The organism is Paraburkholderia sp. SARCC-3016 (genome assembly GCF_031119615.1).
Lineage (GTDB): Bacteria > Pseudomonadota > Gammaproteobacteria > Burkholderiales > Burkholderiaceae > Paraburkholderia.
The window spans coordinates 52077-74937 of the sequence record NZ_JAVHZD010000039.1 but is presented as its reverse complement, the minus strand read 5'-3'; the positions used below and the strand labels follow the sequence as shown (position 1 = coordinate 74937).

Genomic DNA, 22861 nt, shown 5'->3' with positions numbered 1-22861 from the left:
ATGCGCAACAGCGTCGACTTGCCCGAACCCGAGCGGCCCAGCAAACCGACGATCTCGCCTTCGCGCAGCGACAGGTTCACACCGTCGAGCACGAGCTGTTCGCCCTGCATCTTGTTGAAACCGTGGCGCGCGTTGTCGACGCGCAAGACCTCGACGCCGGCTTGCGGTGCATGGTCGACCGCTTCATTCAATAGCAGTTCAGCGTTCATTTCGAACCTCCCTCAATCGAGCCGGAGTCTGGACTCGGCGTAGGCATGGAGCGGGCGCCAGAGCGCGCGGTTGAATAGCGTCACGTACAACGACATAACGGCAATGCCGAGCACAATCTTTGGAAAATCGCCGTCCGCCGTGGTTTGCGCGATATAGGCGCCGAGCCCGTGCGCCGCGAGCTTCGTATCGCCCCATTGCACGGCTTCGGCGACGATGCTCGCATTCCACGCGCCGCCCGACGCCGTGATCGCACCGGTGATGTAGTACGGGACAATGCCGGGCAGCATGACGCGGCGCCACCACTGCCAGCCGCGGATATGAAAATTCCTCGCCGCCTCTCGATAGTCGTTCGGATAGGCGCTCGCGCCCGCAATCACGTTGAACAGGATGTACCACTGCGTGCCGAGCACGAGCAGCGGCGAGAGCCAGACATCCGGGTTCAGATGCCAGCGGACGATGACGATCACGAACACCGGGAACAGCAGGTTCGCCGGAAATGCGGCGAGGAACTGCGCGAGCGGCTGGATCTTTTCCGCAAGCCTCGGACGCAGGCCGATCAGCACGCCAAGCGGCACCCAGACCAGCGACGACAGCACGATCAACAAAAACACGCGCAACAGCGTCAGCGCGCCGAGCACGAACACATGGCCGACATCGCTCGCCGTGACGCCCGTGCGCACGAAACCGACGACGCGATACACGGCGATCACCGCAACCGCGCACACGACGACCGACCAGATCGTGTCGCCGATCTTCTTTGCGTCGCCACGCGAGCCCTTCGCTGCCATCGCGGCGCGCGGCAGCAACGGCGGCGGCATACGCAGCGGCCAGCGCGCCGCATTCGCCAGCAGCACGCCTGCGGGCACCAGCATCCGGTGCACGAGCCGCGTGCTGCGGATCAGGTCGAGCAGCCACGATTGCGGCGCGCTGCTCGAGCGCGTCGTTTCCGTGCGGAACTTGTCCGACCACGCAACGAGCGGCCGGAACAGGAACTGGTCGTACGCGAATATCACGACCGTCATCGCGACAATCGCCCAGCCGACCGCCGCGACGTTCTTCTGCCCGATCGCCTGCGCGAGATACGCGCCGACGCCGGGCAAAACGAGGGTGTGGTTGCCGACCGTGATCGCTTCCGAGGCGACCACGAAAAACCAGCCGCCCGACATCGACATCATCATGTTCCAGACGAGGCCCGGCATCGAGAACGGCACCTCGAGCTTCCAGAAGCGCTGCCATGACGTGAGGTGAAAGCCGCGCGAGACTTCGTCCAGATCGCGCGGCACCGTGCGCAGCGACTGGTAGAAGCTGAACGTCATGTTCCACGCCTGGCTCGTGAAGATCGCGAAGATCGCCGCCAGTTCCGCGCCGAGCACGCGCGACGGCACGAGCGCGAGGAAGAACGTCACCGTAAACGAGATGTAGCCGAGCACCGGCACCGACTGCAGGATGTCCAGAATCGGCACGAGCACTTTTTCGGCGCGGCGGCTTTTCGCCGCGAGCGTGCCGTACACGAGCGTGAACACGAGCGACGCGGCCATTGCCGCGAGCATGCGCAGCGTGGTTCGCAACGCGTAATCGGGCAGATTCGCGGGATCGAGCGACACCGCGTGGTCCTGCAGCGTCGTCATCGGCGCCCACGTCTGATGCAGGCCGCTTGCCGCCATCGCGATCGCGCAGAAAATCAGCGGGAAAGCGACGAAGTCCCAGCGATTCGGCAGCATGCGCGTGGCCGATGCCGGCAGCGGCGTGTTCGTATGGAGTTTGAAATTCATCGTGCGTCACCGGACAACTGTCTTTTATGCGGGAGATGCGCCCGATGTTTGACCGCGCCCGGCGCGGTTCGGCAAACATCGGAAGCGGGACGCAGCGCCGCTTTTGCGGCTGCATGGTAGCCTGATGAATCAGACCTGCACCGCCGCATATGCGTCGCGCCCCGCGGGACACGAACGCGATCGTGTCAGCGACCGCCCGATCTCAGGCGCCGCCAGAAATCGACGAGCCGATGGACCGTGCGCGGCTGCGCGGCGGGCATCGCATCGAACGAGTCGTGCGACGCGAGAATGTCAGGCAAGTGAGGCAACAGAAGAGCGAAGTTCATGAGGTTCTCCAGGCGTCCTGTGGACGCAATATGCCGAAGCACGCTCCAGCGGAGAAACGCACACCTCGCTTCGCCAAGGTGAACGTCTACCGGATGGCTTCGGCCAGACACAAGCGCAATGTGAATGGGCTAAATCGACGGAATCGACGTATGGGGTAACTGTCACTGTCTGGCATTTCGACATCCTTACCGATGAAATTGGGCATACACGCCTATGCACGACGCCGCTTTATGCTAGCGGCGTCCGCATAAAGCGGACGTAAATATTCAGCCCGCCAACGGGCGCCCGAGAACAGGGCGGCCCGAACGGGCAACACTGCGAACGCGAATTCGCAATGGCGGTCATCCGGGCGCATGAATGATGCGTCCAGAAAGACTCAACGGGTGCACGGGAGATATTGCAAGACGCGCACCGCCTGCCTGAAGGCAGAACGGCGGCCTGGAACTGCTGGGGGGCGGACGCTCTGTCGTTCAGACAGCGAAACTGTTCGAAGATCGACTACTGCTGGAGTCCAATGACGGCCCCTTTTGTGAAGACTCGCGGATTTTAATCAGGCGGACATTGCCGAGTCAACCTTAACCGCGAACGGATGTCCGATAAACCACTAAAGCCTTCAAAGCTTACGGCACCCGGCCGAATCGATCCCTACCGGTCGTTGGCGAAGCATAGCGACCCACTTTTCATCGCAAACGGTCGCGTGGTATTGATCGAACAACCTGACGAAATTTCCGCTTGCGGCCTTGGCACGGCCGTGAATAAAATCCGCCCGCCTGTGGTTCCGCGCGCTCGCGTTGTCTGACCGTTGCGCATGCCCGTTACGCGAAAATGGCCGCGTTTCGATACGTCGCCTGTCCGCACCGGACAATCTGGACAGAGGTGTCTATGTTCGTTCGCCCGATTGTGATGCACTACGCGAATGCGATGCGCGCCGCTCGCGCGCCGGCAACGGCTCGCGCGATACCGTCGTCGTTGCCGCTCACACGCATGAAAAAGCGCAAACCGCGCGCCTGGCTGCAGAAAACCGGTCGCGCGTTCGGCTTCGCGGTGCCGTTCGCGTTCTGCAGCGTGCAGGCCATCGCGCAGTCCGACGACGCAAGCCCCGCGCCGCACGCGCCGGCACGGCCGTCGGTACAAACCGCGCCTCCATCCGCGGCGCCGGATAGCGCACCCACCGATCTCTGGAACCGCGCGACGCTGTTCGGCGATATCGGCGGCCTGCGCCCCTCGCTCGAGCGTTACGGCGTGACCCTTGGCCTGCAGGAAACAAGCGAGTATCTGAACAACCTGTCGGGCGGTACCGCGCGCGGCGGCGCGTACGACGGGCTCACCGAATTCAGCGTCGGCCTCGATACGCAAAAGGCGTTCGGCCTGCCGGGCGGCACTTTCAACGTGTCCGGCCTGCAGATTCACGGCACGAATCTGAGCACGCGCAATCTGCAAACCTTGCAGTTCGCGAGCGGCATCGAGGCCGATGCGTCGACGCGTCTGTGGGAACTCTGGTACCAGCAGTCGCTCGCGGGCGGCCGTGTCGATATCAAGCTCGGCGAGCAAAGCGTCGACCAGGAATTCATGACGAGCGAATACGCAAGCACGTTCATGAATGCGACGTTCGGCTGGTCCGCGCTACCCTCGGTCGATTTGCCCGCGGGCGGCCCGTCGTACCCGCTAGCATCGCCGGGCGTGCGCGTGCGCGCGACACCGAGCGATAAGGTCACCGTGCTGGCCGGCGTATTCGGCAGCAATCCGGCCGGCAACGGCGGGGGCGACCCGCAGCAGTTCAACGCGCACGGCACGAACTTCAGCCTGCGCGACGGCGCGCTGATCATCGGCGAGATCCAGTACGCGTTCAATGCGCCGCCCGCCAGTTCCGGCAATTCCGCCGCTGCGGCCGACGCGCAATCCGCAGGCTTGCCCGGCACGTGGAAGCTCGGCTTCTGGTACGACACGCAATCGTTCGACGATCAGAGTATCGCGAGCAACGGCGTGTCGCTCGCAAGCCCGGACAGCAGCGGCATACCTCAAAGCCATCACGGCAACTGGAGCATCTACGCGGTCGCCGATCAGATGGTCTGGCGCGACAGCAACGGCGGCCCGCGCTCGGTCGGCGTATTCGCGCGGCTCATGGGCGCGCCCGGCGACCGAAATCTGGTCAGTTTCGGCATGAATGCCGGCGTCACGCTCAAAGCGCCGTTCGAGGGGCGCGATAACGATGTCGCCGGCATCGCGGTAGGCTATGCGCATATCGGTTCGCATGCGCGCGATCTCGCGAGCGCTACCGCACAAACCACGCCCGGTTATCCGTCGCGCAGCGCGGAAACCGTGATCGAGGCGACGTACGATTATCAGATCGCGCCATGGTGGCAGTTGCAGGGCGACGCGCAATATTTTTTCCGGCCGTCGGGCGGCATTCCGAATCCGGGCAATCCGTCCGAGCGCATCGGCAACGAGTTCGTGCTTGGCGTACGTACGACATTGACATTCTAACTGGCCAGGTCCGGATGCCCCTGCGCGACTTGCGCGATCGTGCAATTTCGCCAAACTTGCACACTTGAGCTAAGTCACCGCTCATTGCGATGTTCGATCATGGTGCACTGGGGGCCGGACGGGCGAAACGACAATAATCGATGCCGCGACGCAATCGATGACGCCGCTCCCGCGACCATGCGCTCAACCGGAGCCGTCTACATGACCACGATCGCCAAACCTTCTGCCGCGAAAGCGTCTGTCCTTACCTCATTGGGTTCGAATCGCTATGGCGTCTTCGTCTGCCTGATGGCCGCATTGGCCGGCCTGCTGTTCGGGCTCGACATCGGCGTCATCTCCGGCGCGCTGCCGTTTATCGCGAAGCAGTTCATGCTCGACGATCGCGTGCAGGAATGGATCGTCAGCTCGATGATGGTCGGCGCCGCGATCGGCGCGATCGGCGCCGGCTGGCTTGCATGGCATATCGGGCGCCGCTATGCGCTCGGGCTCGCCGCGTTGCTGTTCGTGGTCGGCTCGCTATGGTCCGGCTTCGCGAGCAACCCCGGGCACCTGATCGCCGCGCGGCTGGTGCTCGGCCTCGCGGTCGGCGTCGCGTCGTTCACGGCGCCGCTGTACCTGTCGGAAGTCGCGCCGCGGCAAGTCCGGGGCGCGATGATCTCGACGTATCAGTTGATGATCACAGTCGGCATTCTTGCGGCGTTTCTGTCGAACATCGGCCTTTCGTATGTGGCGGACTGGCGCTGGATGCTGGGTGTGATCGCCATCCCCGCCGTGATTTTCCTGCTCGGCGTGATCGCGCTGCCCGATAGCCCGCGCTGGCTGCTGGCACGCGGCCGCATGCAGGAAGCGCAAGCGGTGCTGCAGCGTCTCTACGACGCGCCGGCCGACGTCGAAGCCGAAATTCGCGAGGTAATCGAACAGAACGCGCAGCCGAAACAGGGCTGGAGTCTGCTGCGCGCGAACTCGAATTTCCGCCGTTCGGTTGCGCTTGGCGCGGTGCTGCAGATTTTTCAGCAGCTTACGGGCATCAACGTCGTGATGTACTACGCGCCGCGCATTTTCGGCCTCGCCGGTTTTGCGACGCACGAACAGCAGTTGTGGGCCACGGTCGTCGTCGGGCTCGTCAATGTCATCGCCACGTTCGGGGCGATCGCGCTGGTCGACCGCTGGGGCCGCAAGCCGATCCTCTATGCCGGATGTGCGGTGATGGCCGCGGGAATGGGTGTGCTCGGCCTGCTTCTGCATGCCGGCATTACGAGCACACTCGCACAGGTTGTCGCCGTCGCTTCGCTGCTGCTGTTCATCGCCGGTTTCGCGATGTCGGCGGGGCCGCTCGTGTGGATCCTGTGTTCGGAAATCCAGCCACAGCAAGGACGCGACTTCGGGATTGCCGTGTCGACGTTCGTGAACTGGGCCGCGAATATGGTGGTGGCCGCAACGTTCCTCAGTTTGCTCACGTCGCTTGGCGAATCGAACACGTTCCTGCTCTATGCGATTCTGAACGTCGCGTTCGGCGTGGCCGTGTACCTGTATGTGCCCGAGACGCGCGGCGTATCGCTCGAGCGCATTGGCCGGAATCTGCTCGCGGGCAAGCGGCTGCGCGATCTGGGAAAAGTCGATTGAACGGCTTGGGTTCGATGCGTATGCGCGGCACGTGAACACACGCCGCTCGCGCGGTGCTCGAACCGGAAATGCGCTCGATCTCTCGTTACACAGGATTGACCTGTACGACGAAAGTTGCAACCATCGTCGCGGTCATCCACTGACGAGGGAACGTTCGATGAGAGCGCAGCACACGCTGTTCTGCCCGTGTTGTACCGATGCTTCTCAACGCGGCCCCGGTTCGCATATCACGCGCCGGCAATTCCTCGCCGCAGCCGCCGCGCTCGCCGCCGCGCCGGGACTTGCAAGCGCGCAGACCGCTCCCTCGATTTCGTACGAGTCGGTGCCCGATCCGGTCAAGCTGCCGAACGATATCTACTTCGGCGAATGCTCGGGTGTGGCCGTCAACTCGCGCGGTCACGTATTCGTGCTGTCGCGCGGCAATTCCACCGGCCCTGCCTATGGCGCCGCCGCCGCACAGTTGCTCGAATTCGCGCCGAATGGCAAGTTCGTTCGCGAGATCGGCCACAACCTCTATGCGTGGTCGTTTGCGCATACGGTCAAGATCGATCGGCACGACAACATCTGGGTGACCGACAAGGGCTCGGACATGATCATCAAGTTCAACCCCGAAGGGCGCGTCGCGATGGTGTTCGGCCGCAAGCAGGAAGCCTCCGATGAAGAAACGGCGCCGCTCAAGCATCCGAATCCGCCTCTGCCCGCAGAACCGGGGCGCTTTCGCCAGGTGACCGATGTCGCATGGGACTCGGCCGGCAACACATACATCAGCGACGGCTATATCAACTCGCGTGTCGCCAAGGTCGACAGCAACGGCAACTGGCTCAAATCATGGGGCGATCGCGGCACGGGGCCGGGTCAGTTTCATACGCCGCACAGTATCGCGGTCGATCGTAACGATCACATCTATGTGGCGGACCGCAGCAACCGGCGCATTCAGGTGTTTGACACCGATGGCAACTTTCTGCGTCAGTTCACAATCGATGTGCCCGTGCCTTCGGGCGCGCGTCCCGCGATCGGCAATATTCCGAGCGAAGCGGAAGTCGCGGCCGGCACGTTTGCACCCGGTTCGCCATGGGCCATCTGCATCTCGCCGGGGCCGAACCAGGTGCTCTATAGCGCGGATGCGTGGCCGGGCCGCATTTACAAGTTGACGCTCGATGGTCAACTGCTTGGCGTGCTCGGCGAATCGGGCAAGCAGCTCAAGCAGTTCGGCTGGATACACGAGATGGCGTGTCCGTCCGAAAACGTGCTTTGGGTCGGCGAGCTTTTGAACTGGCGCGTGCAGAAACTGATTCTGCACGCGTGACAAGCGACGCTTTAATTGCGACGAGGCGAGGCGCGCTACGAGATCACTGCGCGCCCGGCTGCGCCGGCGCATGCTGGGCAGGCGTGTTGAATTTCGTCGACTCCCTCACCAGCTGTTCGGTCATCGCGGCCGCCACGGGATTCGCACCGGTGCGCGACGATGTTTCGGGAGCATCGCGCATCGAAACCGACTTCGACATATCGGGCGGCGGCAGATTGGGATCGAGCATTGCCGATTGTCTGACGAGCGCTTCCGTCATGGCCGCAGCGACTGCATTCGAACCCGAGCCCGGGCCCGTGCCCGGATTCGTGCCCGAATTCGATGCGCTCGAACGCGCCTCATCCGCGGACCGCTCGCTACGCGAAGCGACATTCGGTCTCGCATCGGCCGGCCTGCGTACATTCGTTACGTCGACGGTTTTGACCGGTTGTTGACGCACGGCCACGCGCTGTTCGTTCGCATTGCCCGCTGCGGCCGGGAGCGACGCTGCCGGAGCCATTGCCGCTACCGCGGCGGAGCCGGATTTGCGCTCGAGCATCACGTTCGGCACCGCGACCGGTCTTGGCGCAGGCGCCATCGCAACGCGCCCGCCATCCGATGTCGAAGCGGGCGGCGCCGCCACGACGCGGCCCGCATCCGAAATCGAATCCGGCATGCCGGAGCCGGATGCGCTGCCTGCGATCGAACCCGATGCGACTTGCGCGCCATTACTCGCGTTCGCAATCACGCCTGCTTCGAGTTCGGCTCCTTTTGCCGCTGCTTCTGCGGAGTCGTCACTTTTACTGCCCGAGTGCTCGATCTGCGGCGACATGATGTAAAAAACGAACGCCAGGTCCACTGCGACCAGCACTCCGATGAGTGTCTTACCTACTTTCGTCATATGTGTACCTGCGACGACGGCCTTACCAACGATCCTTTCATGATAGCCGACGCTTCCGCAAACACGCCCTTTCGCGCGGCGGAAAAAAATTCGTACGGTACCGACGATCCGGTCTGAAGAAAAACGAAAAATATCGCGGAAATAAACCCAAAATAAAGGGGTATTAACGTTCCGGCCTGCTCAGGACGCGGTGCGCATCGCGCGATATTCGCGCCGTACGATGTCCATCAGTTCGGCGACCGATGTACTCGCTGCTTCGCGTTGATAGGTGACGCGGCCTCGCTGCATGAGCATCACGCGATCGGCAATGTCGAGCGTCTGAGCGTAGTTGTGCATGATCATGATGATCGACAGATCGCCCTTGGCCTTCAAACGCAGGATCAGATCGATGATCAAACCGGCTTCGCGCGCACCCATCGCCGCGAGCGGCTCGTCGAGCAGCAGGATCTTCGCGTTCGAATGAACGGCCCGCGCAACGGCAATCGCTTGCCGCTGCCCACCCGAGAGTTGCTCGACCGGCAAATCGACGGACGGCACGTGCACGCCGATTTCTTCGAGAAATTCGGCGGTCCGGTTGCGCATCGCACGGTTGTTAAGCAGCGGAATCGGACCGCGATGAATGATCTCGCGGTTCAGGAACATGTTGTGATAAATGCTCAGCGAATTCGCGAGCGCAAGATCCTGATACACGCATTCGATACCGAGCGAGCGCGCGTGATCGACCGAACGCAGCATCGTTTCGACGCCGTCGAGGAACAGCTTGCCGCTCGTTTGCTGAATAAACCCCGTGAGGATCTTGATCAGCGTCGATTTGCCCGCGCCGTTATCGCCGAGTATGCCGAGAATCTCGCCCTTCCTGAGCGTCAACGAAACACCATCGAGCGCGGTCACCGCGCCGAACCGCTTGACGATATCGTCGCCGCGCAGCGCTTCGGCGGGCGCCTCGTCGCGCGTGTCGACCGGCGCCTCGGGCATGCCAGGCACGTCGGACATCAGGGGCCTCCTTTGCGCGCGAGGCGGACCACGTGGATATTGAAGATCATCGCCGCAAGAATCGCTGCGCCGAGAATCATGTTGAACGTGAATGCATTGATGCCGATCAGCGTGAACCCGTCGCTGAGGATACCGAGCACCGCGGCGCCGATCAGCCCGCCGATGATCGTGCCCGAGCCGCCCGCGAGCGGCGTGCCGCCGATCACCCCCGCGGCGACTGCGAGGAACATGATCTGATTGCCGCCGGCTTGCGGATCGATCGATGCAATGCGATGGCATTCGAGGATGCCGGTCAAGCCCGCGAGCACCGCCGCAATCACGAAGTTGCCGAGCTTGAGCCGCCTGATATGAATACCCGCTTCGCTCGAGCCAAGCGGATTCGCGCCCGATGCCACCGTATGCAGGCCCCAACGCGTATGTCTTAGCAGCACATGCATGATTGCCGCCAGCGCGACGGCCCAGATGATCTCGCTATAGCCCCACTCGCCCATGAAGTTCGCAAGCCAGGTGTTTTGCGGCGAGGGCACCGGCGTGCCCTGCGAAATCGTCAGCGTGAAGCCGTTCACGAAGAACAGCGTGCCGAGTGTCGTGACGAACGACGGAATGCGCAGATAGACCGTCACCGCCCCGTTAATGAAACCGACGACGCCCGCGGCCGCGAGGCCCGCGAGTATCGCGAGCCAGGCCGGAAAGCCCGCCTCTATGCCGAAATACATGATGAACGGCGCAAACGCGAACACCATCCCGGCGGACAGATCGATCTCGCCGCCGATCATCAGCATGATTTCGCCGAACGCAATCAGCGCGACCGGCGCAATGTATTGCGACAGGTTCTGCAGGCTCGCGCTCGACAGCAGAAAATCGTGATTGGCGAACTGGAAGTACGCGCACAGAATCAGCGCGACCACGAAGATGCGCACTTCGCTCGAACGAATCAGCGACCGCGATAGCAATCGCGGCCGCTGGCGAGCCTTATGTTGATCCGCGACCGAAGACGTCACCCTTTGATCGCTCCCGTGCGTGGGACAATTTGCGGCTTCGTGCTTTTGCCTTCGTAACGCGTCGACGTGCTCAGATACGGATCGACTGAGCCCTTCGTAACGAACTTGAGGCCGGTGTTGATATTGGCCGGCCCGACAAGTCCGCCCGACGCGAGAAACGTGAATGCCTCGACCACCGTATAGAAGCCCTGCACGTAGGGCTGCTGATCGATCGTGAAGTCGAGGAAGCCGTCGTGAATCAGTTGAACCGTGGTCGGCAACAGGTCGAAGCCGCCGCCGTGCACGCCCTTCGACGGCAGATTGTTCTCCTTCATCACCTGCGCGACACCCTGCGTACTGCCCGCGTCGACCGCGAACATGCCCTTCAGGTCCTGGTGGCCGAGGTAGAACGACTTGATCTTCGACAGCTCTTCGTTGACGGTCGCACCGGTCGCGATGGTCTGCACATCGATCTTCTTGCCCGATTTCTTGATTGCCGCCGCGGCGCCGTCGAGACGCGGCTGGATATTGAGCTGGCCCGGCGTAGCGATGAACAGCGCCACGAGACCGCTATCGACGAGACTCGCGATGCGCTCGCCCATCTGATAGCCGGACAGATAGAGATCCTGTCCGATATACGCGAGACGCGGATTCGTCGATCCCTGCGGCGCATCGGCGTTGTACGAGAACACCGGAATACCCGCGTCGAGCGCGGCCTGGATCGGCTTATCGAATGCCTTCGGATCGACGATCGGCACGGCGATCGCATCGGCCTTCGCCGCCACGGCCGCGTTGACCGCGTTCACCATTTCGCCGATATCGGCGTTGGCCGAGCCGGTCCACTGATAGTCCATGCCGAGCAACGCGGTGGAGTCCTGAATGCCGTATTGCGTCGGCACGAAGAACGGATTCGTCGTCACGTGATTGACGAAGACGATTTTCCAGCGCTTGTGACTCGGGAATGGCGCGCCCTCCGCGGCCTGCGCCGGGGTGATTGCGCCTCCTAACAGCGCCAGCGCGGCACCGAGGCCTGCGCCTTGCAGCAATCCACGGCGCATTTCCTGGACTTCTTCCCCATCGCGTTCCGGCTTACCGGCCATGTCATCCTCCAGTCTCTTAGTTATTGACTTGCTGTGCATGACGGCGCAGGCCTGAACAGCGCCGGAGCCGGACATCAATACACCTTACAAACCACGTGCATGCGTGTGCTCCTGACAACTGCGGAAAATCCTATAACACGGCCTTTGGCCGAATAATCAATGTATACCCTAAAGTAGTCCGACTATTGGGATATCGAGCGTCGCAGTGTCGAATTAGCTCACCTGATAGATGTCGCACGACAATCCGGCGATGCAGCGAGCTGCGGTACATGCCCCGCCCGCTGCCGCGCGATCGGTCGCGATGGCGGCACTCGAAACAGTCGCGGCTAGGCTTTTTCTTCGGCGAGGATTTGCCGCAGCGCCTGCTCGAACGCTTCGACCGGCTGCCCGCCGGACACGAGATAGCGCCGGTTGAAGATGATCGCCGGCACCGAGTGAATGCCCATCGCATGCGTTTCCTGCTCGTCGGCGCGCACCGCGTCGGCATAGTCGTCGCTTTGCAGCACGCGACGCGCTTCCCGCGCGTCGAGCCCGACCGATTCCGCGGCCGCGACGAGCACGTCATGGTCGCTCACGTCGTCGCCGTTGCCGTGATAGGCCTGCATCAGCGCCGCTTCGAGCGCGAGCTGCTTACCTTCTTTTTCGCCTGCCCATTGCAGCAGCCGATGCGCATCGAACGTGTTGTAGACGAACCTGCGTTCGCCGAACGCAAAGCCGACGCTCGCGCCGCGCTCGCGTATCACGGCCTGTGTTTCGGCGATCTGCGCCGGCGTACGGCCGTACTTGTTGCCCAGGTATTCGACAATGCCCTGGCCTTCAGGGCCCATCTGCGGATTCAACTCGAACGGGTGCATCACCCACTCGGCGTGAACCTCTTCGCCGAAGTTGGCGAGCGCGCGTTGCAGCGACGCGAGGCCAACCGCGCACCATGGGCACGCAATATCGGAGATGAAGTCGATTCGTAACGGAGTCATCGTATTCCTGATAAAGAAAACCGGTTTCGGGCACCACCGTTCATGTTTGAAAGGCGGCCATCGCGAAACAGGTTAACGCGATTCGAAGAGATCTGCTCTGCATACTCACATTACGCAACTGGCCGAATTCGGCGACACTCGGACTCATGTTGTTTGCCGATCGCGTGCGGTTCATATGAAGTATGACGCCATCGCATAGCACATTCCGCTATTTTACCGGTTACACGTTATGCGCGGCTCGCATAGGGCGATAGCCGGCGCCATGCGCAATCGATCGATAAACAAGGAGCAATCGAAATGGGACTCTCATGGCAACAAGGCCCGCTCGCGTCCAGCGCGATCGGCCGCTTCCTCGTGCCCGACCCGCTGCCCGGGCGCCTGCTCTACGCCGAGCCGCTGCGCCGCCGTATGCGCGTGCACTTCGGCGGCAAGTGGATTGCCGATAGCGAAAACGTCGTGCTGCTGTTCGAGCCTGCACGCTACCCGGTTGCATATTTCCCGGAAAGCGATATTGCTGCGGGCGTGCTCGAGCGTCTCGAGCACACGACGCGTCATCAGGATCTCGGCGCGACCGCGTGGTTCGCGGTGCACGCGGGCGAACAGATCGCCCAGCGCGGTGCGTGGCAACATACGGGCTTACCGGAACACGCTGACGTGCTCGAACATCGCGTCGCGTTTGCGTGGCGCATGATGGACGCGTTCTATGAGGAAGACGAACGGATCGTCGGTCACGCCGCGGACCCGTATCATCGCATCGACATTCGCGAAACGTCGCGGCACCTCGTGGTTCGTCATCGCGACCGCGTGATCGCCGATACGAAGCGGCCGCTCGCGCTTTACGAATCGGGCTTCGCGCCGCGCTGGTACGTGCCGCGCGACGACATCGACGAGTCCGCGCTAACGAGCGTGGAGACGAAAACGTTCTGCCCGTACAAGGGGGTGTGCAGCTACTACGACATCGACGACGCGCGTCTTGCCGCGTGGACGTATCCGGACACTTATCCGGAAGTGAGGCGGGTCGCGAACTACGTGTCGTTCGAGCCCGATATCGTATCCGTGACTCTCGACGGTAAAGCGCTGCATCTCGAGCCGGGACAAACGGTGATTCCGCATGGCGTCGATCGCGAACTCACGGTGCACGAAGTGCAATTGCGCGAGCGGCCGCCGGCATAGCGATAACAGTGAGCATTTAATGTCGCGGAGAGCAATGATGGGTCGACTACTATCGGTCAACGTCGGATTGCCGCGCAATATCGACTGGAAAGGCCGCACGGTGTACACCGGCATCTGGAAGAATCCGGTGCAGGGCCGCTGCCGCGCGAGCCGCCTCAATCTTGCCGGCGACGGTCAAGGCGATACTGCGGGGCACGGCGGCGAACAGCGCGCCGTGTTCGTCTACCAGATCGAATCGTATCGCTACTGGCAGCAAGAACTCCAGCGCAGCGACTTCACGTATGGACAGTTCGGCGAGAACTTCACGATCGAAGGGCTGCCCGATTCGGACGTCTGCATCGGCGACCGTTATCGGATCGGCGATGCGTTGTTCGAAGTCACACAACCGCGCGTAACCTGTTATCGCGTCGGTATCCGGACCAACGAACCGCGCATGGCGGCGTTGCTCACGTCGAGCGGGCGCCCGGGTTTCTATCTTCGTGTGCTGCAGGAAGGCGATGTCGGGGCGGGCGACGTCATCGTCAAGGTCGGCGAGGCCGACGAACGTATGACGGTCGCCGAGATCAACGCCCTGCTCTATTCTTCGCACCATCCGCGCGACGGACTCGAGCGCGCATTGCGGATCAAGGCGCTGTCGCCAGGCTGGCGCGGGTCTTTCGACGCGCTGCTGCGCGAACAGACCAGCGGTGAGAAGGACGGCGCGAAGAGCAGTTCGACCGGCGGTAACGCCGGGCTCACGCCGGCCGCCGCCTCGCATCCAGTTGCGCCGGGCTTCCGCTCGCTGAAGGTGGCCGCACTCGATCAGGAGTCGGCAGACGTGCTGTCGATCGCGCTCGAAAGCACCGACGCCGAGCCGCTGCCGATGGCGCTGCCGGGTCAATATGTCGTATTGCGTTTGCCGCGTCCCGACGGCGGTTCGCCGTTCTTCCGCAGCTACTCGCTGTCGGGCGCGCTGTCGAGGCAGTGCTATCGGATCAGCGTGAAGCTCGAACCGGATGGCGCGGGCGGCACGTATCTGCATCGCCAGCTGCGTGTCGGCGACAGGCTCGATGTGAGCGCGCCACGCGGCAGCTTCGTTCTGCAGCCCGGAGACGGTCCGGTCGTGTTGATAAGCGCCGGCATCGGCGCAACGCCGGTGCTCGCGATGCTGCATGCGCTGTCTGCGGAGAACTCGACGCGACGCGTGTGGTGGCTGCATGGCGCTCGCGACGGCCGCCACCACGCATTTGCCGCCGAGGCACAACGTCTGTCTCGCGCGCTCGCGCATGGCAAGAGCTACGTCTGCTATAGCAAGCCCGACTCGAGCGACCAGCCCGGTCAGCATTTCGATGCAGTGGGCCGGCTGTCGCGCGCCGTTCTGGAGCAGGCCGGCATCGAGCGCGAAGCGGATTTTTATCTATGCGGACCGGCTCGCTTCATGGCGGAAATGAAAGAGACGCTCGCCGCGATGAACGTTGCGGCCCGGCGAATTCATGCGGAAACCTTCAACGGCGGCGAATCGTTGACGCCGGGCATCGTCGGTGCCCGTGCGCGAGCACCGCATCTGCCCGAAAACGATGCGCAGACGGGCGTACTGGTTTCGTTCGCGCGCAGCGGCATTGCCGCGCACTGGAATGCGGCTGTGTATCCGAGCATTCTCGAGCTGGCCGAAGCGTGCGACGTGCCGGTCCGGTGGTCGTGCCGAACCGGCGTATGCCACAACTGCGAGAGCGGTCTCGTGTCGGGGAACGTCGCCTACGGGCCGGAGCCGCTCGACAAGCCCGCCGACGGCAACCTGCTCATATGCTGCTCGCAACCCGTCGGCGACGTCGTGATCGACCTTTAGGCTCCGCTTACGCGACCTTCGGGCCACCGTTGCGCCACTCTCGAACCGCCTCGCGCGAACCGGTCAGAACGTGTGACGCAGCCCCAGCGTCACGGCAACCTGATTCGGCGTCGTCGACGCTGCCGGCAAGCCGCTGATGATCGCGCCGAGCGGCAGGCCGTCCTGCGCGATGTGCTGGTACTCGGTCTGCACATAGACTTGCGTGCGGACCGAGAGCAGATACGCGGCCTGGACGTTGACCTGATCCCAGTGCGGACGCGCGGCGTCGACGCTGCCGTCGGTATGCACATAACCGACGGCGATCGTCCACGGCGAGCCGAGCGTATAGCGTCCGTTCACCTCGTAGTTGTTGAAGCGCGCGCTGCCGCCGTTCAGCCCGAAGCCGCCGGACACGCCGGACTCCCCTGCCGATATGCCGAGTGCGTTGTCGAGCAGCGTCGTCGTATAGACGAAGTCGGTCGTGAACGGGCCGAATGAATATTTCACGCCGGCACCCCAGATTCTTTGACGGCCAGCAAAGAAGGTCGCATCGCCGTTCAGAGCGCCATTCGTGTTCGAGATCGCGGCAGTGGTCAGGTTCTGGTTGATCTGCAGGTAGCCAGCCGCGACCGTCACGTTTTTGAACGCATACGATGCGCCAAAGCTGTATGCGCGATTGTTGGCGAAATCGCCTGCATCGTTCGAGAAGCCATACAGCGCGCCGGCCTGCAGCCCGCGGAAGTTCGGGCTCTGATACTTCACTGAATTGTTGACGCGAAAGTCGTTGTCGAGGTTGTCGTTATCGAACGGGTGCGCAAAGAATGTCCCGCCGTATTGCGTACCCGTCAACGCAAGCGGGCCGAGATAATCGACGACGCTATCGTATTGGCGCCCCAACGTAAGCGTGCCGAATTGCGACGATGCAAGCCCGACGAACGCTTGCCGGCCGAACAGGCGGCCGCCCTGACGCAGGTTGCCGTTAGCGGCGCTGAAACCGTTCTCGAGCCGGAAGATAGCCTGAAGGCCGCCGCCGAGATCTTCGTTGCCGCGCAATCCAAAACGGCTCGTATTGATTGCGCCATCGGTTTCCTGCCAGGTGCTATGTCCCGCCTGGTTGTTCGTATAGGTGATTCCTTCATCGATGATGCCGTACAACGTGACACTGCTTTGGCCATAGGCGTGACCTGCAAATGCACCAGTCAACGCGAGAGCCGCCGTCATCTTCTTCATCTTGTCTCCAAGCGCGAAACGAAATGTCAGGGCATGCGCGTCCTGTGCGGCTCGACGGACGCAACATGTCTTGAACAGGCTGTAGGGGGATTTCAAGGATCATTAGGCGCGTTGAAAACATCGACCTTCCGACATTGCGGCGAGGTCACGCGCTTCTTGACCGCAGGCATAGAGCAAGGCGATGCGGGCGGGTTCCGGGGCTTGCGCCGGCGTCCCGCACCGTAAGCAAGTGCGACGTAACGCGATCCGCTTACCGTCGCGCTCCAGAGGCTTGATTTTCTTGAACTAGTTACGCTTCTTTGTCTGTGGTGTTCAAGTTCGAGCTAGCGCTGGCTTTCAACGGAAACATCGCTTCGATGGTCACGGCTGCGCGTCGAGCAAAAGGACATTGTTGGTCGCCTGTCTCCTTTTCTCTTTTCCGACAGAACCGTGCGCAGCTCGTGAACGAAATGAGAATGTAGGCGAAGAGGACTGCTGCGACCGCGCGTGCTTTCGATACCCTGTGCGCGCCGTCACACCCGCTGTTTAAAATCGGATCGAGCGCATCGGTTTAACGGCACATTGTCGATAAGCTTCGGATCCCTATGAATGATCGATGTGCCGCAAGGAAGTGTGCTGTATCGAGCAGACATTCGAGATCGAGCAAACATGCGGCGAAGGGGGACAAGCGCATATGCGGCGCCCGGCGCCATTATTTTTCTCTACGGACGCACGCGCACTACCGGTTAATATTCTGCATTTGGCTTTCTGCTTCTTTTCAGACGAATGAGCACGCCGGCCGAATGGAGCGCCGGTCACGGCCCCAGCCGGCCGGGTGATACGGAACCCCGGAATAGTGAAACCGATTTTTCACCACACAGGCGGCGTACCTGCAGTCGCCGGCGGCACGCAGGAGGCCGTCGTTTCAATGCAGCCCGATGCGCCGCGGCGCATGGCGCGCGCCGCCGGCCGGCAAATCGCGCTCGCCATCGCGGCGATCGCATGCGCGGCCGGGCTGTGTGCCGTACCATCGCGCGCGGCCATGGCCGCTCAGGACTGCCGCACCGAAATACCCGCCGCGCAATTCTCCGGCTCGGGCGAGTACCGCTTTCTCGGGCTGCATCTGTACGATGCGCAACTGTGGAGCGCGCGCCTGCCGGTCAGTTTCGATAACCGTTTCGCGCTGCAATTGACCTATGCGACGTCCGCCACACGCGAACGCCTGACCAGGCTCGGGCTGAACGAGATGAAGCGCCTCGCGCCGACGCCGCTACCCGATGCGCTCGTGGCGCGCTGGCGCGACGACATGCTGAAGGCGTTCGTCGATGTCGCACCGGGCGACTGGTTATGCGGAGTGTTTTTGCCGGGCACCGGCGTGCGCTTCTTCGCGAATGGCGCGCCGACCGCGACGATCGAAGATCCCGAATTCGCGCGGGCGTTCTTCAATATCTGGTTCGATCCCGGAACACGCGCCAAGACGCTTAGAGCAAAGCTGCTTGGCGGCGGCCAGACCGGCAGCTAGACGCATCGAGCGGCCATGCCACTCAGCCGCGCGGCGCCGTCGCGAGCCGCGTACCGGCAAACGGATCCTTGCTCCAATCGACGCCGGTGCGGCGCTGCGCAGTCGCCGCCGGCTTTTCCGATCCGATCACCGCAAAGTGCTGTAACGATTGCCCGGCGCTCGTCGCCTGCTGCAGCCATTGCGGCATGCCGCCTTTACCGTCCCATGTGTCGCCGAACGCATTGCGATAGCGCACCGACTTCTGGCGCAATTGTTCTTCCTTGAGCGCGGCCGCAAGGTCCGCGGCCTTCATTCCCACCTTGGCCATCCGGCGACGCAGATAGGCAATCATGCTTTCACGCTTACGCTCGTCCATTTTCGCTACCTCCAGTTTTCTTTGATCGCCTCGTTGCGCCGTGATCGTCAGGCGCTTGTGCGGTAGGCAAAGTATCGCTATCCGCCGCAGCGGCGTCGAGTTGCGTTCGCCGAAAACACTGTTGCTGCAAGCACGTCAGTCGATGCGCCAGACCGATGCGTGCCACGGCCTGACGCACCGTGGCATCAGTGAATATGGAACCTGCCGCTGATACCGACGCTGACCGGCGGCCCGTAGTAATAGCCTGGGGCATAACCGTAGTAAGCCGGCGCAGCATAGCCGTAGCCATAACCGTAGCCCGGCGGCGCAACGACGCAGCCGCACAGGCCGCTGATTAGAGTGAGAGCAATGAGGAGGCGTGTCATCGGCTTGTCCCGCCAATTGAAATAGACAGTTCGAGTCTAGTGCTGCCTCCTCTTTGCCAGGTTTCGCCTGCACTTACACGTGTTACCTGGTGTGACCGGCGAAACGTCGTCCGACGCGTCGGCGTCGCGTGTTGCTTCGCAACAAACGTTTATCCGGCAATGGCCTGGACACGCCACGCTGACGGTTTGCCGAATCGGCTTTCATCAAGATTTCACCGAGCCGTAACAATGCCGATACGGCGAACGCGTCCTGTCTAAAGCGGAAGCCGCGCTCGCGCCTTCAGGCCTCGACCGCAGCCGACGCGTGCGCCGGCAAGACGAGCGTGGCGATCAGACCGCTGTGGCCGTCGTGCCGGTTCTCGAGCGAAACGGAGCCGCCGTGCTTCGCCACGACCGACTTCACGATCGATAGCCCGAGGCCGCTGCCTTCGACCGTTTCCGAATTCAAGCGGAAAAAGCGGTCGAACACGCGGCCAAGCGCGTCCTCCGGAATGCCGGGACCCGTATCGGTCACGCGCACGATGGCGCCCGACCGATCTTCGTATACGTCGATGTCCACGCTTCCGCCGGCGGGCGTGTAGCGCAGCGCGTTTTCGACGAGATTGCGCACCGCCATGCGCAACTCCCCCGCGTGCGCCTTCACATATGCAGGCTCGAAGCGCTTGACGCCGAGATCGATCGAGCGCGAGTCGGCAACCGGCAGCAGGTCCGCGACGAGCGCCTGAACCATCTGGCGCACGTCGACCCGATCCGATGCTGTGCCGGGATCGGGTTGCGCATCCGCGCGCGCGAGCTCCAGTAGCTGCCGGATCATCGTCGCCGTGCGCACGATCGCTTCGCGCAATTCGCGCAGACGCTCGCCGCGAGCGTTCCTGTCGGGCGCATTTTCGAGGTTGTCGATACGCAGCTGCAAAGCGGCGATCGGCGTGCGCAGTTCGTGCGCGGCATCGGCAATAAAGCGCTTTTCGCTGTCGATGCCGACCTGCAGGCGCCCGATCATCCGGTTGATCGAATCGGCGAACGGGCGCACTTCATCAGGCACATGCGAGACATCGAGCGGCGTCAGATGGCTGATACCAACGGCTTCCGCCTCCGAACTCGCGCGGCCGAGCGAAGCGAATGCCGCATTGACGACAATCGGAATCGCAATCCATACGAGTACGATCAGGCATAGAGTCGGCGCGAGGCTCTCGATCGCCGCGCGTTCCGCAGTCTGCTCGCGATACGAAACGGGTTGGCCGACCTGGTAGGTCAGACCGTCGGCGTCTTTTCTGAGCGTGTAGATGCGATAGTGACGACCGTTGATGAGTTCGACCGAATAGCCGCCCGGTTCATTGCGATTGAAGATGACTTCGGGATCTGTATTGTCGGTCGGTGTGACACGCCCCGCTTCCCAGATCTGCCCGACAAAACCGTCGATCGAATGCTGCGGCGGGCCGCTCGTGCCGATCGTGCCCACCCTGCCGGCCGCGAGCCATACAGCCGCGCCTTGCAGATGCACGTCGAGCAGCTCGTCGATATGCCGCATGGACAGCCAGTAAGTCAGGCACGCATCGACCACGCCGACCGCCGCGAACAGCACGATCAATGTTCCGATGATTCGGTTCTTAAGCGATCTCATGCCACACGGCTCCGCTGACTTTATCGACCGCTAGCGACGCGGCCAGACGATTTTCCATACGTTGTCCGATTCCTCGACCACATAGTCGCCGCCTGTGAAGCGCCCGGTCGCAGCCGCGTCGACGAAGCGCCGAAAAATGACACTCGTGTCGACGATCACGCTCGCTGCGACGTTACGATACCGCTGCGACGCGTCCGTCATCCAGCCGATCGCCCTCACATGCCCGCAACGCGAAGCCGCGGCGATGACCGCGTCGTTGGCATCGGCGACCACGATGTCGGCGCCCGCGCGAATCTGCTGCTCGGTCAGTTCGCGAGTACGCTTGCGGTCGCTCCAATCGCCGGTCCAGTCGATCAGCACTTTCGCGTCGGGTGCCGAATCGAGCACGGTTTGCCTGAAACGATTTGCCTCGCCGCCGTCGACCGACTCGACGCCGCCCACGAAGCCGACGATCTTCGTCACGGACGCGCGCGCGGCGACCTGGCCCGCGAGCGCGCCGCCGAGCGGCCGGCAGTCGACGCAATAATTGACGACGTTCGGCGCACGCGCCGAGCCGGCCACCGTGGCGAAAAACGCGTCTGGATAGCGCGCGGCGGCAGCGGTGGTTGCGGCGCTCAGTTCCGAGCCCGCCAGGATGAAGCCGCGCGCGCCCGCCGCATAGCGCGTACCGATGATCTCGAGTATCCGCTTTTCGCCGAGACTGTCCGCATTGCGAACGACATCGATCCGATAGCCGTCGCGCCGCAACGCCACGTATCCACGATAAGCGGCTTCGCTAAAGCCGAGATCATGGTCGCCGAACGGAATAAAAAGCACCGTGCTAAAGCGATGCGCCGCGGTGTGCCTGGTGGCGCGTTCCGGCGCGCTCCGGGCACCCGGCGCAGCGTGGCCTATCGCCGCAGTCGCGCCAAACGCGGCCAGGCCGATCAGCGCATGCGTCAAGCGCCGGCGCGATGCGCAATGCGTCGCGCGTGGATCGCCGATGCGCCTTGGGTAGCCCGCAGCCATATCCCCAGCTCCGCACTAGCCTAGCGGCTTGACGCCGATCAACCACCCATGCAGGAAAAACGCAAAGATCACCCATCCGACGATGCCGGCCACCACGGCCTTCAGGTCGCTCGACAACGTCCCCTTCGGGTAGTCGATTGCTGCGGAACGATCGCGCCGTCGCGCGGCCGCGAAATCGACGACCGCCCAGACAAGAAACGCGCCGAACAGAACGACGGCGTTCAGCGTGCCGTTTGCGATCAGATGCGCGAACGCCCATAGCGCGACGCCGATCACCATCGGGTGCTTGAGCATGGATTTGAAGTGATTGCCCGGCATATGCGCAGCCGGAAACAGTATGAACGCGATAAGCGTGAGCAAGGCGGCAAGGTGCGGCGCCCATATCGGCGGCGACCAGAGCAAGGTCGGCTCACGGCGCGCGATGGCATAGCCCCAGATAATGAGCACGAGTCCAATAACGGATGCGATCGAATACGCGGACTTCCAGCGCTTTTCGCCGAGCTGCGCGATGCGCGCCTCGCGCCAGCCTTCCGCGAAAATCCGCACCGAATGCGCGCCAAGGAATATCAGCAACCCCAGGATCAAAACTGTCATCGCAGGCTCCACGTGTCTAATGCCGACAAATCGCCGCGATTGTCGCGCATGATGACAGCTCTGCCAATACGCCCATCTATGGCGGCCCGTTCGCTGGATTGTCTTCCATGCCCGCCTCGCCGTTATAGCTGCGCTTCGATTGCCGCTTTATCGATGATCGACCATACCCGCACAATCTTTCCAGCCTGGACCTCATAAAACACGTTCTCGCTAAAGCTCACCCTTTTCCCGTGAACGGGCAGCCCGAGAAACATGCCCTTGGGAGCGCAGTCGAACAGCAGGCGGCTCGCCACGAGCCGCGGCGCGACGGCTAGCAGTTCAATGCTGAACTTGAGATCGGGAATGTCGCGGAAGTCACGCTCCAGCATTTGCCGGTAGCCCGACAGACCAATCTGCCGGCCATTGTATTTCACGTCGTCGTCGACGAATTGCGTCAGCGACGGCCAGTCCTGCGCATTCAGACAGGCGATGTAGCGGCGGTAAACATCGGCGAGATCGATATCGGTCATGGTGGGCCCTCCTCCTCAAGACGCAATCATGGACCCATTTCAGATTTGTTTC

General features: G+C 62.6%; 21 protein-coding genes. 6 read left to right on the top strand and 15 right to left on the bottom strand.

The genetic code is table 11. From position 1 onward, the window contains the following. The 3 genes from QYH69_RS30690 to QYH69_RS30680 form a co-directional block, all read right to left on the bottom strand. Positions 1-209 (bottom strand): ATP-binding cassette domain-containing protein (locus QYH69_RS30690; protein ID WP_308835432.1); only part of this gene is annotated, 209 nt, incomplete at its 3' end. A gap of 12 nt (positions 210-221) precedes the next feature. Further along, on the bottom strand, positions 222-1982 hold the full coding sequence (locus QYH69_RS30685) for an ABC transporter permease subunit (RefSeq protein ID WP_308835431.1): 1761 nt from the start codon (positions 1980-1982) through the stop codon (positions 222-224). A gap of 185 nt (positions 1983-2167) precedes the next feature. Next, positions 2168-2308: a hypothetical protein gene (locus tag QYH69_RS30680; RefSeq protein WP_308835430.1), complete on the bottom strand. Its 141-nt coding sequence runs from the start codon at positions 2306-2308 to the stop codon at positions 2168-2170. 985 nt (positions 2309-3293) lie between these two features. Between QYH69_RS30680 and QYH69_RS30675 the strand changes: the two genes are divergently transcribed. The 3 genes from QYH69_RS30675 to QYH69_RS30665 all read left to right on the top strand — a co-directional run bounded on the left by QYH69_RS30675 (position 3294) and on the right by QYH69_RS30665 (position 7722). Then, positions 3294-4793 carry a carbohydrate porin gene (locus QYH69_RS30675; protein WP_374992529.1) on the top strand — a complete coding sequence of 500 codons (1500 nt, stop codon included), beginning with the start codon at positions 3294-3296 and terminating at the stop codon, positions 4791-4793. Between the two features lie 201 nt (positions 4794-4994). Next, positions 4995-6416: a sugar porter family MFS transporter gene (locus QYH69_RS30670; protein WP_308835428.1), complete on the top strand. Its 1422-nt coding sequence runs from the start codon at positions 4995-4997 to the stop codon at positions 6414-6416. A gap of 157 nt (positions 6417-6573) precedes the next feature. Next, complete coding sequence (locus QYH69_RS30665) at positions 6574-7722, top strand: peptidyl-alpha-hydroxyglycine alpha-amidating lyase family protein (RefSeq protein ID WP_308835427.1); 1149 nt, start codon at positions 6574-6576, stop codon at positions 7720-7722. A 43-nt stretch (positions 7723-7765) separates the two neighbouring features. Here QYH69_RS30665 and QYH69_RS30660 read toward each other — a convergent pair whose 3' ends face one another. From QYH69_RS30660 to QYH69_RS30640, 5 genes are all read right to left on the bottom strand, one after another. Then, positions 7766-8602 (bottom strand): hypothetical protein, encoded by an 837-nt coding sequence (locus QYH69_RS30660; protein WP_308835426.1) that lies wholly within the window; start codon positions 8600-8602, stop codon positions 7766-7768. Between the two features lie 180 nt (positions 8603-8782). After that, entirely contained in the window at positions 8783-9577 is a 795-nt protein-coding gene (locus tag QYH69_RS30655; RefSeq protein WP_308835436.1) for an ATP-binding cassette domain-containing protein, read from the bottom strand. 17 nt (positions 9578-9594) lie between these two features. After that, on the bottom strand, positions 9595-10596 hold the full coding sequence (locus QYH69_RS30650; RefSeq protein ID WP_308835425.1) for an ABC transporter permease: 1002 nt from the start codon (positions 10594-10596) through the stop codon (positions 9595-9597). Then, positions 10593-11675, bottom strand: a complete 1083-nt coding sequence (locus QYH69_RS30645) for a sugar ABC transporter substrate-binding protein (RefSeq protein WP_308835424.1) — start codon at positions 11673-11675, stop codon at positions 10593-10595. Before QYH69_RS30645 ends, QYH69_RS30650 begins: the two co-directional genes overlap by 4 nt. A gap of 326 nt (positions 11676-12001) precedes the next feature. Further along, a complete protein-coding gene (locus QYH69_RS30640) occupies positions 12002-12649 on the bottom strand; it encodes a DsbA family oxidoreductase (RefSeq protein ID WP_308835423.1) in 648 nt (215 codons plus the stop codon). A gap of 297 nt (positions 12650-12946) precedes the next feature. On the opposite strand from QYH69_RS30640, the gene QYH69_RS30635 reads away from it, so the two are divergent. Both QYH69_RS30635 and QYH69_RS30630 read left to right on the top strand, forming a co-directional pair. Further along, positions 12947-13822 (top strand): DUF427 domain-containing protein, encoded by an 876-nt coding sequence (locus tag QYH69_RS30635; RefSeq protein WP_308835422.1) that lies wholly within the window; start codon positions 12947-12949, stop codon positions 13820-13822. A 34-nt stretch (positions 13823-13856) separates the two neighbouring features. Then, the gene (locus tag QYH69_RS30630; RefSeq protein WP_308835421.1) at positions 13857-15647 is read left to right on the top strand and encodes an MOSC and FAD-binding oxidoreductase domain-containing protein; all 1791 of its coding nucleotides are present in this window, start codon (positions 13857-13859) and stop codon (positions 15645-15647) included. A 63-nt stretch (positions 15648-15710) separates the two neighbouring features. On the opposite strand, the gene QYH69_RS30625 is transcribed toward QYH69_RS30630, so the two are convergent. After that, a complete protein-coding gene (locus QYH69_RS30625; protein WP_308835420.1) occupies positions 15711-16856 on the bottom strand; it encodes a porin in 1146 nt (381 codons plus the stop codon). Positions 16857-17691: 835 nt separating this feature from the next. Here QYH69_RS30625 and QYH69_RS30620 point away from each other — a divergent pair. Then, positions 17692-18357, top strand: coding sequence for a chalcone isomerase family protein (locus tag QYH69_RS30620; RefSeq protein ID WP_308835419.1), 666 nt, complete (start codon positions 17692-17694; stop codon positions 18355-18357). Positions 18358-18379: 22 nt separating this feature from the next. On the opposite strand, the gene QYH69_RS30615 is transcribed toward QYH69_RS30620, so the two are convergent. The 6 genes from QYH69_RS30615 to QYH69_RS30590 form a co-directional block, all read right to left on the bottom strand. Further along, positions 18380-18712, bottom strand: a complete 333-nt coding sequence (locus QYH69_RS30615) for an H-NS family nucleoid-associated regulatory protein (RefSeq protein WP_374992528.1) — start codon at positions 18710-18712, stop codon at positions 18380-18382. 185 nt (positions 18713-18897) lie between these two features. Then, positions 18898-19077: a hypothetical protein gene (locus QYH69_RS30610; protein WP_308835418.1), complete on the bottom strand. Its 180-nt coding sequence runs from the start codon at positions 19075-19077 to the stop codon at positions 18898-18900. A 280-nt stretch (positions 19078-19357) separates the two neighbouring features. After that, complete coding sequence (locus QYH69_RS30605; protein ID WP_308835417.1) at positions 19358-20698, bottom strand: HAMP domain-containing sensor histidine kinase; 1341 nt, start codon at positions 20696-20698, stop codon at positions 19358-19360. A 30-nt stretch (positions 20699-20728) separates the two neighbouring features. After that, the gene (locus QYH69_RS30600; RefSeq protein WP_308835416.1) at positions 20729-21706 is read right to left on the bottom strand and encodes a BMP family ABC transporter substrate-binding protein; all 978 of its coding nucleotides are present in this window, start codon (positions 21704-21706) and stop codon (positions 20729-20731) included. A gap of 15 nt (positions 21707-21721) precedes the next feature. After that, positions 21722-22300 carry an NnrU family protein gene (locus tag QYH69_RS30595; RefSeq protein WP_308835415.1) on the bottom strand — a complete coding sequence of 193 codons (579 nt, stop codon included), beginning with the start codon at positions 22298-22300 and terminating at the stop codon, positions 21722-21724. A gap of 122 nt (positions 22301-22422) precedes the next feature. After that, a complete protein-coding gene (locus tag QYH69_RS30590; RefSeq protein WP_308835414.1) occupies positions 22423-22809 on the bottom strand; it encodes an ester cyclase in 387 nt (128 codons plus the stop codon). Positions 22810-22861: the final 52 nt, after the last annotated feature.